17 protein-coding genes are annotated in these 16569 nt (G+C 37.9%); 12 read left to right on the top strand and 5 right to left on the bottom strand.

All coding sequences use genetic code 11. From position 1 onward, the window contains the following. Window positions 1-9: 9 nt before the first annotated feature. Together O1Q81_RS06675 and O1Q81_RS06670 are read right to left on the bottom strand one after the other, a co-directional pair. Window positions 10-1029, bottom strand: a complete 1020-nt coding sequence (locus O1Q81_RS06675; RefSeq protein ID WP_386696639.1) for an extracellular solute-binding protein — start codon at window positions 1027-1029, stop codon at window positions 10-12. A gap of 93 nt (window positions 1030-1122) precedes the next feature. After that, on the bottom strand, window positions 1123-2214 hold the full coding sequence (locus tag O1Q81_RS06670; protein WP_386696637.1) for an ABC transporter ATP-binding protein: 1092 nt from the start codon (window positions 2212-2214) through the stop codon (window positions 1123-1125). Between the two features lie 87 nt (window positions 2215-2301). Here O1Q81_RS06670 and O1Q81_RS06665 point away from each other — a divergent pair, with 87 nt between their 5' ends. The 9 genes from O1Q81_RS06665 (at window position 2302) to rplT (ending at window position 10608) form a co-directional block, all read left to right on the top strand. After that, window positions 2302-4227: an ATP-dependent DNA helicase gene (locus O1Q81_RS06665; protein WP_386696636.1), complete on the top strand. Its 1926-nt coding sequence runs from the start codon at window positions 2302-2304 to the stop codon at window positions 4225-4227. Between the two features lie 63 nt (window positions 4228-4290). Next, on the top strand, window positions 4291-4905 hold the full coding sequence (locus tag O1Q81_RS06660) for a glutathione S-transferase (RefSeq protein WP_386696635.1): 615 nt from the start codon (window positions 4291-4293) through the stop codon (window positions 4903-4905). A gap of 15 nt (window positions 4906-4920) precedes the next feature. After that, on the top strand, window positions 4921-5634 hold the full coding sequence (gene tsaB / locus O1Q81_RS06655; protein WP_386693913.1) for a tRNA (adenosine(37)-N6)-threonylcarbamoyltransferase complex dimerization subunit type 1 TsaB: 714 nt from the start codon (window positions 4921-4923) through the stop codon (window positions 5632-5634). Window positions 5635-5655: 21 nt separating this feature from the next. After that, the gene (locus O1Q81_RS06650) at window positions 5656-6204 is read left to right on the top strand and encodes a Slp family lipoprotein (protein ID WP_386686232.1); all 549 of its coding nucleotides are present in this window, start codon (window positions 5656-5658) and stop codon (window positions 6202-6204) included. 46 nt (window positions 6205-6250) lie between these two features. Continuing rightward, on the top strand, window positions 6251-7939 hold the full coding sequence (gene fadD, locus O1Q81_RS06645) for a long-chain-fatty-acid--CoA ligase FadD (RefSeq protein ID WP_386686230.1): 1689 nt from the start codon (window positions 6251-6253) through the stop codon (window positions 7937-7939). 2 nt (window positions 7940-7941) lie between these two features. Further along, on the top strand, window positions 7942-9084 hold the full coding sequence (gene rnd / locus O1Q81_RS06640) for a ribonuclease D (protein WP_386696633.1): 1143 nt from the start codon (window positions 7942-7944) through the stop codon (window positions 9082-9084). Between the two features lie 182 nt (window positions 9085-9266). Further along, window positions 9267-9806 (top strand): translation initiation factor IF-3, encoded by a 540-nt coding sequence (infC, locus tag O1Q81_RS06635; protein WP_386690242.1) that lies wholly within the window; start codon window positions 9267-9269, stop codon window positions 9804-9806. Window positions 9807-10001: 195 nt separating this feature from the next. Next, window positions 10002-10199: a 50S ribosomal protein L35 gene (gene rpmI, locus O1Q81_RS06630; protein ID WP_005596065.1), complete on the top strand. Its 198-nt coding sequence runs from the start codon at window positions 10002-10004 to the stop codon at window positions 10197-10199. A 55-nt stretch (window positions 10200-10254) separates the two neighbouring features. Beyond that, on the top strand, window positions 10255-10608 hold the full coding sequence (gene rplT, locus O1Q81_RS06625) for a 50S ribosomal protein L20 (protein ID WP_386686213.1): 354 nt from the start codon (window positions 10255-10257) through the stop codon (window positions 10606-10608). A 117-nt stretch (window positions 10609-10725) separates the two neighbouring features. On the opposite strand, the gene O1Q81_RS06620 is transcribed toward rplT, so the two are convergent. The 3 genes from O1Q81_RS06620 to purE all read right to left on the bottom strand — a co-directional run bounded on the left by O1Q81_RS06620 (window position 10726) and on the right by purE (window position 13687). Then, on the bottom strand, window positions 10726-11916 hold the full coding sequence (locus O1Q81_RS06620; protein ID WP_386686211.1) for an amino acid aminotransferase: 1191 nt from the start codon (window positions 11914-11916) through the stop codon (window positions 10726-10728). Window positions 11917-12046: 130 nt separating this feature from the next. Further along, entirely contained in the window at window positions 12047-13132 is a 1086-nt protein-coding gene (gene purK / locus O1Q81_RS06615; protein WP_386696632.1) for a 5-(carboxyamino)imidazole ribonucleotide synthase, read from the bottom strand. Between the two features lie 57 nt (window positions 13133-13189). Then, the gene (gene purE / locus O1Q81_RS06610; protein WP_386696630.1) at window positions 13190-13687 is read right to left on the bottom strand and encodes a 5-(carboxyamino)imidazole ribonucleotide mutase; all 498 of its coding nucleotides are present in this window, start codon (window positions 13685-13687) and stop codon (window positions 13190-13192) included. A 210-nt stretch (window positions 13688-13897) separates the two neighbouring features. Here purE and O1Q81_RS06605 point away from each other — a divergent pair, with 210 nt between their 5' ends. Genes O1Q81_RS06605 through cysB form a run of 3 tightly spaced genes read left to right on the top strand, consistent with a single transcriptional unit; the run spans window position 13898 to window position 16537 of the window. Beyond that, window positions 13898-14521, top strand: coding sequence for an L-threonylcarbamoyladenylate synthase (locus O1Q81_RS06605; protein ID WP_386696629.1), 624 nt, complete (start codon window positions 13898-13900; stop codon window positions 14519-14521). A 51-nt stretch (window positions 14522-14572) separates the two neighbouring features. Continuing rightward, on the top strand, window positions 14573-15529 hold the full coding sequence (rluB, locus tag O1Q81_RS06600; RefSeq protein WP_386696627.1) for a 23S rRNA pseudouridine(2605) synthase RluB: 957 nt from the start codon (window positions 14573-14575) through the stop codon (window positions 15527-15529). Between the two features lie 36 nt (window positions 15530-15565). Continuing rightward, entirely contained in the window at window positions 15566-16537 is a 972-nt protein-coding gene (gene cysB / locus O1Q81_RS06595) for an HTH-type transcriptional regulator CysB (RefSeq protein ID WP_386686201.1), read from the top strand. Window positions 16538-16569 lie beyond the last annotated feature (32 nt).

Raw genomic sequence — 16569 nt, 5'->3', positions numbered from 1 at the left:
GAATCCTTTTTATTGAATACCTGCTTCTTTAATCAACGTTTTTGCTTCTTCAATTTCGGCGTAATTATTAAAGGTGGTTTTTGGTGGATTTAAACTATCCAGAGGCACTAAATAGCTCACAGGTGAAACGGCTTTCGCATTGGTTGGCCATTCGCCTGATGTGGAAATATAGGCTTCTTGTCCATCTTTGCTGGTTAAGAATGCCAAGAATTGTTGAGCTTCTTTTTGCTGTTTAGACGCTTTCAACACCGCAGCCGCAGAGAAACTCAAGGCAGAATCCGCATCCGCATTACGCATATAGTGGATTTTCGCTTGTACATTTTCTTGTCCTTTTTCTTTATAAAGACGTTCCAAATAATATTGGTTAATCATCGCCACACCTAATTCACCCGCATCCACTTTTTTCAATGCAGGCGTATGACCAGTAATAGATTGCCCATTTTCTTTCATTGCTTTTAAGAACGCTTTGGTGGCATCTAAACCGTGTAATTTTTTATAAATGGCAATTTGATCCACTAATGCACCAGAACCTGGGTGATAAGAGAAATTGCCTTTCCATTTTGGATCATTAACCATTTCTGTCCAAGATTTTGGCAAATCTTTTTCCGCAATTTTATTCGGGTTATACGCCAACACACGGCTACGCACACCGATTGGCACAAAATCTTTTTTCGGGGCTTGTGGCACGTTTTCGCCTTTTACGTTGGCTAATGCGTCATCGCCCACTGGTGCTAGTAAACCAGCTTCACTTAAGGAAAGGAATGGACCTGTGCTTTCAGCGATAAAAATATCCGCAGGCGATTTTGCCCCTTCTTCTTTCAATAAACCTGCTAATTCAGGGGTTTTACCTGTTTTTAATTCAACTTTAATGCCTGTTTTTTCGGTAAATAATTGGGCTGCTTTTTCTACGCCTGCATTTTTGTGCTGACCGTTATATACCAACAGATCTGCCATTGCTACATTAGATAACATTAAACCTGCGACAGTAAAGCCTGCTAAAATCACGTTTTTTTTCAATAACTTTTTCATTGCAATACCTTCTTATAAATGATGAATCATATCCATTGACCTTTTAAAAGTCTTTTTTATACTAAACTAGATAAGAATGATTTTCAATAATATTTATAGGTAGAATTTAGCTCGTTCATGAACCTGCAAAATATAACTTTCCCCCGTGTATAAACGAAAGGTGTTAGATAATGAAAAATCCAGCGTTTGCCCTGCAATATCCACCCAAACACGGCTATGTTTGCCTTGAAATTGCTGTTTTAACAATTTCACCAGAGTACCTGATGACGCAAGTGCGGTTAAATTTAAGGGAGATTTTGCCTTTTTATCTACAGGTATCAGCGTAATACTTTCGGGGCGAATCATCAATTTTCCCAGTGAATCAAGGGGGGCATTATTGGGGTGAATATTGACTTGACCTAACAAACATTGTACCTGTTCAGAGGCAATTAACAGGGCATCAATAATCAATGTATCCCCGATAAATTGTGCAATTTCTAAGCTATTGGGGTGATAATACATTCCCTGAGCCGTATCTAATTGCACCAATTTTCCATTAAATAACAAGGCAATACGATCCGAACAAAGCAAGGCTTCTTCGCAATCGTGAGTGACAAGAATGGCGGATGTTTGACTGCGTTTTAAAATCGCCAACAATTCATCTCGAATTTGAGATCGCAAATATTGATCTAACGCCGAAAAGGGTTCATCTAACAAAATTAACGCAGGCGACACTACTAACGCCCGAGCCAATGCCACACGCTGTTGCTGTCCACCTGAAAGCTGATGTGGCATAGCATCGGCAAAATCCGTCATTCCTGTCAGTGCTAAAATTTCACCAATTTTCTGCCGATCTTCAGACAATTTTCCCTTACCATCACCTAAGCCATACGCTACATTGTGATACACCGACAAATGCGGAAATAAAATCCCTTCTTGCACCACATACCCCACGTTCCGATCACGAGGATGAATAAATGTCTTTGGCGAACAAACCAAACGATCTCCAATATAAATTTTCCCCTGTTCTGGTCGTTCAAAGCCTGCTATCGCACGCAATAACGTGGTTTTGCCACAACCTGATGGTCCTAACAGGGTTAAAATTTCCCCTTTTGCCAGTTCAAAGGAAATATCATGATTCACCTGATGTTTACCATCATAGCTTTTGTGTAGGTGAGAAAGCGTGAGAATGGGTAATGGGGACATAGCAACCTTAAATTTGTTTGATAAACTTGTCTTTTTATCATATCAAGATGATACAATACCGCAAAATGAATAATCAAATAAATAATAATGTCGAAGCAATCTGAAATAATTCAAATTTTCTCTGAAACTGGGGCGTTAAGCCAGCAGATTAGCGGTTTTCGTCCCCGTCAGGAACAGCTTGACATGGCAACTGCGGTGGAAAAATCTATTAAAAATCGCACCGCACTTGTCGTTGAAGCTGGTACTGGTACGGGAAAAACCTTTGCTTATCTAGTCCCAGCTTTATTAGCCAAAAAGAAAACGATTATTTCGACTGGTTCAAAGAACCTACAAGATCAATTATTTAAACGTGATTTGCCAGCCATTAAACAAGCATTAAATTACACAGGTAAAATCGCCCTGCTCAAAGGACGTGCCAATTATTTGTGTTTGGAACGAATGGAACAGGTGAAATATATGGGCTTAGTTGGGGATAAATCCATTTTAGTGGATTTAAGCAAAGTACAAAAATGGCAAATTAGCACCCAAACAGGGGATCTGTCCGAATGTAGTACATTGCCTGAAGATAGCCCGATTTTGCCACAATTAACCAGTACAACTGATAGCTGTTTAGGCTCGGATTGTCCACATTATAACGATTGTTATGTGGCATTGGCTCGTAAAAAGGCATTGGCAGCAGATTTGGTCGTAGTCAATCATCATTTATTTTGTGCGGATATGGCGGTGAAAGAAAGTGGCTTTGCCGAGCTTATTCCTGATGCGGAAGTCATTATTTTTGACGAAGCCCATCAACTACCTGATATTGCCAGTCAATATTTTGGGCAAACTCTCACATCTCGCCAGCTATTTGATATTTGTAAAGATTTACAAATTGTCTATCGTACCGAAGTGAAAGATATGCAACAGCTTGGAGTAGCTAGTGATCATCTGTTAAAAATGGTGCAAGATTTTCGTTTATTACTTGGAGAGAGTAATCAACGTGGCAACTGGCGAGATTTATTGCGACAAATCGCGGTGCAAAAAGGGCTAGAAATTTTACAAGAAAAATTGGATTTCACCGCCGAAGTGGTGAAACTCGCTTTAGGACGTTCGCAAACCCTAGACAGCATTTATGACCGCATTATTGCGGTAAAAAAACAGCTCACACGCCTTGCTGACACCAGCATTACAGGCTACTGCTATTGGTATGAAACCTTTAACCGCCAATTTGGCTTGCATATTACACCACTCACCGTGGCGGATAAATTCGGTGAACAAATGGCAAATCAAAAAGCAGCGTGGATTTTCACCTCTGCCACCCTTGAAGTCGGTGGAAATTTCGATCATTTTTGCCAGCGTTTAGGGATTCAACAAGCCGAGCAAAAAGTGCTACATAGTCCCTTTAATTATGCTGAACAAGCCATGCTTTGTGTGCCACGTTATTTGCCAAGCAGCAACCAAAAACACACTTTGCAACAATTAGCAGAAATGTTACTACCTGTAATTGAAGCCAACAAGGGTCGTTGTTTTATGCTTTGTACTTCTTATTTTATGATGAAAGGTTTAGCTGAATATTTCCGTGCAAACAGTCAGCTTTCTATTTTATTACAAGGCGAAATGTCAAAAGTCAAATTGCTCGATCATTTTATTCATGAACCACACAGTGTACTCGTTGCCACATCTAGTTTTTGGGAGGGCATTGATGTAAGGGGCGAGGCTCTTTCGTTGGTCATTATTGATAAATTGCCTTTTACATCACCAGATGAACCCTTACTTAAAGCTCGCATTGAAGATTGTAAATTACAGGGTGGGGAACCGTTTAATGATTTACAAATTCCAGAAGCGGTCATTGCTTTAAAACAAGGGGTGGGGCGACTAATTCGTGATGTTACAGACAAAGGAGCAGTGATTATTTGTGATAGCCGTTTAGTCAATCGTCCTTATGGCGAAACCTTTTTGAAAAGTTTACCAAATGCGAAACGTACCAGAGATTTAACTAAGATTGTTGATTTTTTGAAAGAGTTGCAGAATTAAAGTATTTGTACTATAAATTAGCTAATTTGTTTCGTGTATAAATATATTCAAAGGAGAAACCCTATGAAACTTTGGTATTCAACAACCAGTCCGTTTGTGCGTAAAGTATTAGTCACTATTAAACATCATCAATTAGATGATAAAATTGAGATGTTACCGATTAAATCATCTTTCGATCCTAATTCACCCCATAATCAGGATAACCCCTTAGGGCGAGTACCCGCATTGCAACGTAATTGTGGACGTTGGTTGTTTGGTAGTCTGTTGATTGCGGAATATTTAGATAATAAAGGCAAAAATGCAACACTATTTCCAAAAGAAGGTAAAGCCCGTTGGAATGTATTGGCGTTGCATAATTTAGCCGATGGGATTATGGAAAATACCTTGCCAATTATTTCCGAGAAAATGTTGCGACCAGAAGCAGAGTGGTGGACCAGTCGTCATCAGCAATTAATGGATCGCAATTTAAAAAGTTTTGCTCAATTAGAACAAAATTTAGCGGAATTTGGCACGGAATTGAACATTGGTACAATCTTTGCTGTTTGTGTGATTGATTGGTGGACATTACGTGCGGAAAAATTAGGCATTAATTTTGGTAAAAGTTTTCCAAATCTAGTAAAATGGTCGGACGAGATGAATGCAAAATATCCTGTGCTGGCAGAAACTGCACCGCAATAATAAAAATGGAACACTATGACAAAGCTAACTTTACTCGCCTTGGACACTTCAACAGAAGCCTGTTCTGTGGCGTTACTGCATCAGGGCGAAATTACTCATTTAGATGAGGTGGCACAACGCACCCATACTAAACGCATTTTACCTATGATTGATCAGATTTTAGGGCAATCGGGCTTACAGCTTAACCAGCTAGATGCGTTGGTATTTGGGCGTGGTCCAGGTAGTTTTACAGGTGTGCGAGTAGGGGCGAGTGTAGCTCAAGGGTTAGCTTTTGGTGCAGATTTACCTGTCATTGCGGTATCCAATTTGACTGCCATGGCTCAAGCAGCTTACCAACAACATCAAGCAGAACAGGTGCTTTGTGCGATTGATGCTCGTATGAATGAAGTGTATTTTTCCGCCTTAAAAGCTGAAAAAGTGCGGTTGGAAATTGGCGAGTTTTTGCAATGGCAAGCAATAATTGCGGAACAGGTATGTTCACCAGTAAGATTGCTTGAGCAGGCTAACCCATTAAGCGGGAATTGGTTAACTGTTGGTACAGGATGGCAATCTTATTCATCGTTAAATAATGTGGCTAAAAATAGTGAAATTACTTTGCCATCAGCAAAATATATGCTTTCCGTCGCCGTGCCGATGTGGTTTGCCAAGCAGACTATTACTGCCACAGAAATTGAACCTGTGTATTTGCGTAATGAAGTGACTTGGAAAAAATTACCTGATAGAGAATAGCTATCAAAATAAGGAGTTGCTATGAAAAAAATATTGTTTTTTATCACCGCACTTTTATTAGTCGGTTGCGTTAATCCACCACAAGGGTTAGAAAAAGACGAATTCACTATCCAAAATTTAAAGGATATCGATCAAGATCATTATGCTTGTCAATGTAAAGATGTTCGCTTGGGCGGTAAAGTGTTATCTGTTGATGTACTGAAAAATCAAACCAAGATAGAAGTGTTGAGTTTGCAAGTGTCATCATTTTCTGCCAAACCTGTGTTAGATAGCACGACAAATGGTCGTTTTATTGCATATTTAAAGGGTTTTGTGGATCCTGAAAGTTTGAAAGACCAATACATTACGGTGAAAGGCAAGTTGACTGGAAAAGAGATGGGTAAAATTGATCAAGCAGACTATCAATATCCAGTAGTAACCGTACAAGCCTTTAAACAATGGCAGTTAGTGAAAGAATATTATTATGAATATGATGACTGGGATTATTATCCTTTCGGCTTCGGACCACGCTGGGGATTAATGGGACGATTCTGGTTTGCCCAACCAAAAGTACGTTATGTACTACGTTAAGTACGTTTGTACTACGTTAATGTTGTAAAAAATAATAAGGATTTATATGGAAAAATTATGGATTGATAATTATCCGAATGGGGTAGAAAAAGAAGTTGATATTAATAAATATCCTAATTTATTAGATATGTTTGATAGTGCGGTGCAAAAACATCCCGATCGCCCTGCTTATATTAATATGGGCAAAGCGTTGACTTTTCGCAAATTGGAAGAACGTAGTCGGGCGTTCGCCGCTTATTTACAAAATGAATTAAAACTTAAACGTGGCGATCGTGTCGCATTGATGATGCCAAATTTATTGCAATATCCGATAGCCTTATTTGGTGTGTTGCGTGCAGGTTTAATCGTGGTGAACGTCAATCCGCTTTATACACCACGAGAATTGGAACATCAATTACAAGATAGTGGTGCAGTCGCTATTGTGGTAGTGTCGAACTTTGCATCGACTTTAGAAAAAGTCGTATTTAACACCGCAGTTAAGCATGTTATTTTAACGCGAATGGGAGATCAGCTTTCTTTTGGTAAACGTACGCTGGTTAATTTTATAGTGAAATACGTTAAAAAATTAGTACCAAAATATAAATTACCAAACGCAGTAACCTTTCGTGAAGTGTTAAGTATTGGCAAGATGCGTCAATATGTTCGCCCTGAATTAGAACCAACAGATTTAGCCTTTTTACAATATACTGGTGGCACCACAGGGGTGGCAAAAGGTGCGATGTTGTCGCATGGTAATATGGTAGCGAATGTGATGCAAGCTCGTTGGATTGCCGAACCTTTTGTGGGCGATAATCGCCGTGAACGCAAAGCAATTTTGCCATTGCCGTTATATCACGTTTTTGCCTTGTGTGCGAACTGCCTATTATTTATTGAGTTAGGCATAACAGCAGTATTAATTACTAATCCACGTGATATTGATAGCTTTATTAAAGAATTGAAAAAACATCACTTTGTGGCATTAACAGGGGTAAATACCTTGTTTAATGCTTTGTTAAATAATGAGAATTTTAAAGAAGTTGATTTTTCAGGATTAAAATTAACAGTCGGTGGTGGTATGCCAGTTCAGCAAGCTATTGCAACTCGATGGCACGAATTAACCGATTGTAATATTATTGAGGGCTATGGATTAACCGAATGTTCACCTTTGGTGGCAGCATCTACGGTAGATTGTTTAGTGCATGACGGTAGTATTGGTTTACCAGTACCCAATACGGATATTAAAATTTTGAAAGAAGACGGCAATGAAGCCAATTTAGGGGAAACTGGTGAGCTTTGGGTTAAAGGTAAACAGGTAATGCAAGGTTATTGGCAACGTCCAGAAGCCACTAGTGAAGTGCTAAAAGATGGTTGGTTAGCCACAGGTGACATTGTCACAATGAATAAAAAAGGTATTCTACGTATTGTGGATCGTAAAAAAGATATGATTTTGGTATCAGGTTTTAATGTATATCCAAATGAAATTGAAGATGTAGTGATGTTAAATTATAAAGTGGCAGAAGTGGTAGCGATAGGTGTTCCACATGAAGTATCTGGCGAAACCATTAAAATTTTTGTGGTAAAAAAAGATGATAGTTTAACCCGTGATGAGCTACGTCAACATTGTCGCCAACATTTAACTGGCTATAAAATTCCGAAACAAATTGAATTTCGTGACGAATTGCCGAAAAGCAATATTGGTAAAATATTACGCCGTGTGTTGCGTGATGAAGAGCTGGCGAAACGTTTGAATAATTAATCATGATAAAAGAAATCCAAAATAAACCGCACTTTCAGATGATTAGTGATAATCAAGGCTTAGCTCAAATTTGTAAATTAGCTCAACAAAAAACAGTGCTTGCTTTAGATACGGAATTTATCCGAGTACGCAGTTATTATCCCAAATTAGGTTTAATTCAACTCTATGATGGCGAGCAAGTCAGTCTAATCGATCCTAATGAAATCACCGATTTTTCGCCTTTTATTGCTTTATTAGCAAATAAAAATGTGCTGAAAGTGTTGCATGCTTGCTATGAAGACTTAGAAGTATTTCAACATTATTTCAATCAGTTACCGATACCGTTAATTGATACACAAATTATGGCGAATTTTTTGTCTTTCCCAAATTCCACAGGGTTAGCCACTTTAATTCAGCATTATTTTGAATTTAGCCTTGATAAAGGAGCATCTCGAACCGATTGGTTGGCTCGTCCTTTATCAGACAAACAACTGGAATATGCGGCGGCAGATGTATGGTATTTGTTACCACTTTATCACAAAATGGCAGACCAACTCGCTAAAACACCTTGGCAAAGTGCGGTGCAATTTGACAGCTATTTATTGTTGGAAAAGCAAGGGAAAGTTAAAGACCCCGATAAAGCCTATTTAACTATTCCAAATGCTAATAAGCTCAATTCAGAACAATTAATGCGATTAAAATTATTAGTAAAATGGCGACAACAAGAAGCGATTAAACGTGATCTTGCATTGAATTTTGTGGTTCGTGCAGAAACTTTATGGTTGATAGCAAAATATAATCCACAAAATACATCCTCATTGTTAGATTTAGGTATTCATTCGCAAGAAGTACGGATTCATGGTAAAAAAATGTTGCAAGTCATTGAACAAATGAAACGTGTTGAAGCTACGGATTACCCAGCAATAATTGAACGATTTTCCGATGATCCACGTTATAAAAAAGCATTCAAAGCCTTGCAACAAAAATTACTAGAAATTGTTCCTGAAGATTTAGCCTGTGAAGTCATTGCAAGTCGTAAGAGTTTAGAAAAATTAATGAAATGGGTTTGGCTTAAACAAAAAGATTCAAACAAATTACCCGATTTGATGAGAGATTGGCGTGAACCTTTTGGGCAAAAATTGTGTGAAATATTGGAAACCCCTTAACCACAAAATTTTTATGTATAAAAAGCATTCTTTTATTGCATAAATTCGAAAAATCTCGTAGAATTCTGCCTGTTTTGCTCAGTTTAAGAGCAAAGATAGAAATCATTTCTTCTGCTGTTTCTTCAGGAACAATTGGCGAGAAAATATGATATAAAAAATAAAGTTACTAGAGGAATTGCACTATTAAACCAGTAAAACGTGTTCAGACAACTCGAGCTCATCGTCTTAATGATGAAATTCGTGTTAAAGAAGTTCGCCTAACCGATCAAGACGGCGAGCAATTAGGTATCGTATCAATTCAAGAAGCATTAGCAAAAGCTGAAGAAGCTGAGTTAGACTTAGTTGAGATTAGCCCAAATGCTGAACCGCCAGTTTGTCGTATTATGAACTACGGTAAATTTATTTACGAAAAAGAAAAAGCCGCTAAAGAGCAGAAGAAAAAACAAAAAGTAGTACAGGTTAAGGAAATTAAATTCCGTCCAGGTACAGATGAAGGTGACTATCAAATTAAACTTCGTAGCTTAGTTCGCTTTTTGGAAGATGGGGATAAAGCTAAAATCACCGTTCGTTTCCGTGGACGTGAAATGGTTCACCAAAGCTTAGGTTTTGATGTGTTAGAACGTGTAAAAAATGACTTGGCAGAAATTGCAGTGGTAGAATCAGCACCAAGCAAACTAGAAGGTCGCCAAGCTATTATGGTACTAGCACCTAAAAAGAAATAATTTTTCATTGAGATACTTTCTTGATGAAAAATATAAAGCGTATCAGGCACACTCAGCAGCCTGATTGCTTTTATATGATAACGGGGGAAAACGCCTGTTATAATCAGTGTGATAAATACGAGCTTTACAAGTAATGTTGCAAAACATTCGCCTATTTATCGTTTTTTTAACAAAACAATGCGGAGTTATTAAACAATGCCTAAAATTAAAACAGTACGTGGTGCTGCGAAGCGTTTCAAGAAAACAGCTTCTGGCGGTTTCAAGCGTAAACAATCTCACTTACGTCATATTTTGACTAAGAAAACCACTAAACGTAAACGTCATCTACGTCATAAATCTATGGTTGCGAAAGCAGACCAAGTTTTAGTTGTAGCGTGCTTGCCATACGCATAAGCACAAGCGTTCATTAGTAAATTTTAGTTAAACATATACATTAGGAGATTAAATAATGGCTCGTGTAAAACGTGGTGTTATTGCAAGAGCGCGTCATAAGAAAGTTCTTAAGGCCGCTAAAGGTTATTATGGTGCACGTTCACGTGTGTATCGCGTTGCTTTCCAAGCAGTGATTAAAGCTGGTCAATATGCTTACCGTGACCGCCGTCAACGTAAACGTCAATTCCGTCAATTATGGATTGCTCGTATCAACGCTGCCGCTCGTCAAAACGGTTTATCTTACAGCAAATTCATCAATGGCTTGAAAAAAGCCTCTGTTGAAATTGACCGTAAGATTTTAGCTGACATCGCTGTATTCGATAAAGTGGCTTTTGCTGCTTTAGTTGAAAAAGCAAAATCTACTCTTTAATTCTTAAAGAATAGAAAATTAGGACGCTGTTTAGCGTCCTTTTTTGTGGGAGCATAGTACGAAAAAATAACCCTGCATTAGCTACAGGGTTAAATATAAAATTTCGTATCTATAAAGTTAAAGCACTTTCACAATACTCTCACACAAATGACGAATATTATCTTCGGTAATACCTGCCACATTAATACGACCGGAACGTACTGCATAAATCGCAAATTCATCTTTTAAGCGATCTACTTGATCTGCATTTAATCCACTGAAAGAGAACATACCATTTTGTTGCGTAATAAAGCCAAAATCTTGTGTTGCACCAAATTCTTTGAGCAATTCAACAAATTTTGTACGCATCGCTTTAATACGATTACGCATTTCGGTTAATTCATCTTCCCATTGTTTACGTAATACGGGATCCGCCAACACAATGGCAACCGTTGCTGCACCATGAGAAGCAGGGTTAGAATAGAGTGTACGAATAATCGCTTTGACTTGTGTCAGTGCGGTTACAGCAATTTGTTCATTTTCTGCGACTAACGTAAATGCCCCAACTCGCTCACTGTATAAACCGAAGTTTTTAGAGTAAGAACTAGAGATTAATAACTCTTTGTGATTTGCGGCAAAAGTACGTAAACCAATCGCATCTTCTTCTAAACCGTTACCTAAACCTTGATAAGCAAAATCGAATAATGGCAACCAACCATTTTTGGCTGACAAGTTGGCTAATTGCTGCCATTGTTCTGGCGTTGGGTCGATACCCGTTGGGTTATGACAGCAACCGTGTAGCAATACCACATCTCCCTCGCTAGCATTACTTAAATCGGCAATTAGGTTATCCCAATCTAAGGCTTTACGTTCAGCATCGTAGTAACGATATTCACGAATAGTCATGCCAACCGCATTGAAAATAGCATTGTGGTTTGGCCATGTTGGCGTGCTAATCCAGACATTTTGTGCTTTGGTTTGGCGTTTAATAAATTCTGCTGCAATACGCAATGCCCCTGTACCGCCAAGACTTTGTACGGTTTTGGCTCGGCGTTGGGTAACGATTTCTGAACCCTCACCAAATAATAAGATTTTGGTACGTTCATTAAAATCTGCTACACCGTCAATCGCTAAATAATTTTTTGTCGTTTCAATTTCAAATAAACGTTGTTCTGCTTCTTTAACCGCTTTCATAATCGGTGTTGAACCATGTGCATCTTTATAGACACCAATACCTAAATTAATTTTATTAGCACGGGTTTCAGATTTAAATGCTTCACCTAAACCTAAAATGGGATCAGCGGGAGCTGCAGTAATATTCTCAAACATGATAATTTTCCTTATATAAATGATATGTCAGTGTTTTATTTTATACTGATAACAGTTAAAAAATGCAAGTTATTATTCTATAAAAAGTAGCTAATTTTTAGATTCTTTGATGAAAACACAAAAATTATGGCTAATAATTATTTAATTTACTAATTACCCAGTTTAAACCAGATTGATAATCTTCAGGTAACACTTGGCGTAAATTTTCTAATTGAGTGATTAGCTGTAATTTATCCACATGGGTAAAATTAATATGCCCAACTTTTCGCCCTTCTCTTACCTCTTTTCCATACCAATGTAATTGACTAAATGGGATATTAAGCCATTGTGGGTTATGTTGTGTACCGATTAAATTGACCATTACACTTGGTGCAAAGATTTCTAATTTAGGCGTTGGTAAATCTAATAATGCTCGCAAATGCAATTCAAATTGGCTAATTGAGCAGCCGAGTTGAGTCCAATGTCCGCTGTTGTGAACTCGAGGGGCTAATTCATTAATTAATAGCTGGTTTTTAACAACAAAACATTCCATTGCCATGACACCTACATAGTTGAGTTTGTGCATCACTTTGCCAAGCATTTGTTCTGCTTGTGGTTGTAAATGAATATTTGAATTGTCAGCAACGCTATAACGTAAAATACCGTTTTGCTGTAAATTATAAGTTACAGGATAAAAGCGAGTTTCACCATTTCTAAATCTAGCTCCCACAATGGATACTTCACCATCAAAGGGAATAAATTTTTCCGCAATCACTTCACCGAATAAGTCATCTGTAATCACATCTTGATTTTCTGGTGTAACAATCCATTGCCCTCGACCATCATAACCACCAGTACGGCGTTTTATTACCACTTTTTCACCTATTTCGGTAAAAATATGCTTAAAATCCACCGCACTTTTTACTAATGCCCATGGCGAAGTTGGAAGATTTAATTCATTTAACAGCGATTTTTGGCTAAACCGATCTGCGGTAGTGGCAAACACTTTTTGGTTAACAAATTTATCGTGATTGCCGAGCATTTCAGTTAAAGGCGTTGGTTCCCAACGTTCAATTTCCGCCGTAATAATGGCATCTTTTGGCAAATCAAATAGGGGAGCGTTAAAGTCTAATGGTTCAACATTAATATCTAAAGGGGCTCCAGCATAACGTAACATACGCCCAAGTTGACCATTGCCTAGAACATAAATAGTAGGATATAAAGTACTTTGTTGCATAGTAAAAAATCTCAAAAAAGCACCGCACTTTTTATGATAAAGTGCGGTTAAAATTGATCAACTTCTTGGATCTGGATTATCCAACACCACATTGGTTTGATTTTCACGGAATGCTTTTAAACGCACTAATAATTCTGTATCCCAAGCGGCTAAAATTTGAGCTGCTAATAATCCTGCATTAGCTGCACCCGCAGGACCAATAGCTAATGTGCCGACAGGAATGCCTTTTGGCATTTGCACGATAGAATAAAGACTATCAATTCCGCTTAACATAGAACTTTTTACTGGCACACCTAATACAGGTATCAAGGTTTTTGCAGCGATCATGCCAGGTAAATGTGCGGCTCCGCCAGCACCAGCAATAATCACTTTGAAACCGTTTTTTTCAGCAGTTTCTGCAAAGCTAAACAATTTGTCTGGTGTACGGTGAGCGGATACCACTTCCACGTGATAAGGTACATTTAATTCATCTAAGATTTGAGTGGCTTCTTGCATTGTTATCCAGTCACTTTTGGAACCCATAACAATGGCAATTTGGGGATTTTGATTAGACATTTAAGATTTCCGTAAGAAAAGATTACTAGTAAAAAACGGAGAGTAGAATAGCATAATTTCAATATCTTAGGCAAACGATTGCAGGATAATTTGAAATATTGCCTGATTGTAATATTCTATAAAAAAATGAGTAAATATAACGCTATCAAAAGTATATAACAATGCAGTATAATACCGCTTGATTTTTATATTAATTACAATGGAAATACAATGAGTCAGTTTTTCTATGTTCATCCTGAAAATCCACAAGCACGCTTGGTTAATCAAGCAGTGGAAATTTTGCGTAATGGCGGTGTGATTGTTTATCCTACAGATTCTGGGTATGCCCTAGGTTGTATGATGGGCGAAAAGCATGCTATGGATCGTATTGTGGCAATTCGTCAATTACCTGAAGGGCATAATTTTACTTTGGTTTGCAGTGATTTATCGGAATTATCTCATTATGCTACAGTGAGTAATGTGGCTTACCGTTTAATTAAAAATAATACCCCAGGGCGTTATACTTTTATTTTAACCGCCACGAAAGAATTACCTCGTCGTTTGATGACATCAAAACGTAAAACTATCGGTATTCGTGTGCCAGATAATCAAATTGCCTTAGATTTATTAAAGGCTTTAGGTGAACCGATTTTATCTTGTTCGTTGATGTTGCCAAAGGAAGAGCATATTACGCAATCTGATCCCGAAGAAATTCGTGATCGTTTAGAACGTCAAGTGGATTTGATTATTCATGGCGGTTATTTAGGTCAAGAACCGACAACAGTTGTGGATTTAACAGATGAAACACCTGTTATTTTGCGAGAAGGTAGTGGTTCAGTAACACCATTTATTTAATTATCTTATTTTATAATGACGCTTGGGAAAGCGACAATAAAGGAAACATTTATGAAATTTCAAACCGCGAAATCATCATTTCGCTCAACAGAACGTTCAACTAAAAAGGTTGAAAAATCACCGCAGTTCAATTCTCAACCAACGGTGGCTGGGGAAAAATTACAAAAGATTTTAGCTAATGCAGGACAAGGTTCTCGCCGTGAAATTGAAACGATTATTGCAGCAGGGCGAGTAAGTGTTGACGGTAAAATCGCAACACTTGGTGACCGCGTCACAGTTCATTCAGGATTAAAAATTCGTATTGATGGCAATTTAATTAATTTAACTGCGGTGCAAAAAGAAGTGTGCCGAGTATTGATGTATTACAAACCAGAAGGGGTGTTGTGTACTCGCAATGACCCTGAGGGGCGTGCCACCGTATTTGATCGTTTACCACGCTTATCAGGTTCGCGTTGGATTGCAGTTGGACGTTTAGATATTAATACATCGGGTTTATTATTGTTTACCACAGACGGTGAATTAGCGAATCGTCTGATGCACCCAAGCCAAGAAGTAGAGCGTGAATATTCAGTGCGAGTGTTTGGTGAAGTAAATGATGCTATGATTGCTCGTTTGCGTAAAGGGGTGCAATTAGAAGACGGTTTAGCGAATTTTAAAAGTATTAAACCTATGGGCGGTACGGGATTAAATCAATGGTTTGATGTAACACTGATGGAGGGTCGTAACCGTGAAGTTCGCCGTTTGTGGGAAAGTCAGGGTATTCAGGTCAGCCGTTTAATTCGTATTCGTTATGGCAATATTAAATTAATCAAATCGTTACCACGTGGTGGTTGGCAAGAAATGGATTTAGAAAACGTGAATTATTTACGGGAATTAGTAGGATTATCGCCAGAAACAGAAACGAAATTAGATGTAACGCAATCTAAAAAACGTCGTGCAAATACAGGGCAAATTCGTAAAGCGGTAAAACGTTATAATGAAATGAGTAAGCGTTATAAAAAAGCATAGTATCTCTAAGTAGAATTGGTTAAAGAAGAAATTTTTATGAAAATTCAACAACTACGTTATATTGTCGAAATTGTTAATCAAAATCTAAATGTTACCGAAGCGGCAACGGCTCTCTATACTTCTCAACCAGGAATTAGTAAGCAAGTTCGCTTGTTAGAAGAAGAATTAGGGCTTGAAATCTTTGAACGCAATGGTAAACATATTAAATCTGTTACTTCAGCAGGTAAAAAGATTATTGGTATTGCGAGAGAATTATTAGTCAAAACACAAGCTATTCGAGCCATTGCAGATGAATATACCCAACCTAATCATGGGGTGTTACGCATTGCTACCACAAATACACAAGCTCGTTATATGTTACCAGCAGTGATTGAACGTTTTTCCAAGCAATATCCCGATGTCAGTTTACACGTTCATCAAGGTTCACCGAATCAAATTTATGATGCGTTATTATCGGGTGAGGTAGATTTAGCGATTACGACCGAAGCACAATATTTATTTGATGATTTAGTATTGTTGCCTTGCTATTTTTGGAATCGTTCTGTGGTGGTAAAAAAAGATCACCCATTGGCAAAAGTGAAGAATTTAACCATTGCAGAATTGGGGAAACATCCATTAATCACCTATACTTTTGGATTTACTGGTGTTTCTGATTTAGATTATGCTTTTAACAGTGAGGGGATTTTACCTAATATCGTATTTACGGCGACTGATGCGGATGTCATAAAAACCTATGTCAGATTAGGATTAGGGGTTGGCATTATTGCCTCTATGGCACATACGGAAGCAGATTCGGACTTAGTCGCCATTGATGCTAGCCATTTATTTAATTCTAGCATGACTCAAATTGCCTTTAAACACAGTACCTTTTTACGTAATTACATGTATGATTTTATTAATTATTTTTCACCGCACTTAACCCGTAATCTAGTAGAAAAAGCGGAAGCTATGCACGATAATAATGCGGTAAAACGGTTGTTTGATGGAGTTGAGTTGGAAAATAAATAAAAAAAGTATGGTGCGTTTTCACGCACCATATT

It is taken from the genome of Lonepinella sp. MS14436, assembly GCF_042470565.1.
GTDB lineage: Bacteria > Pseudomonadota > Gammaproteobacteria > Enterobacterales > Pasteurellaceae > Lonepinella.
This window is presented reverse-complemented; position numbering and strand designations above follow the sequence as displayed.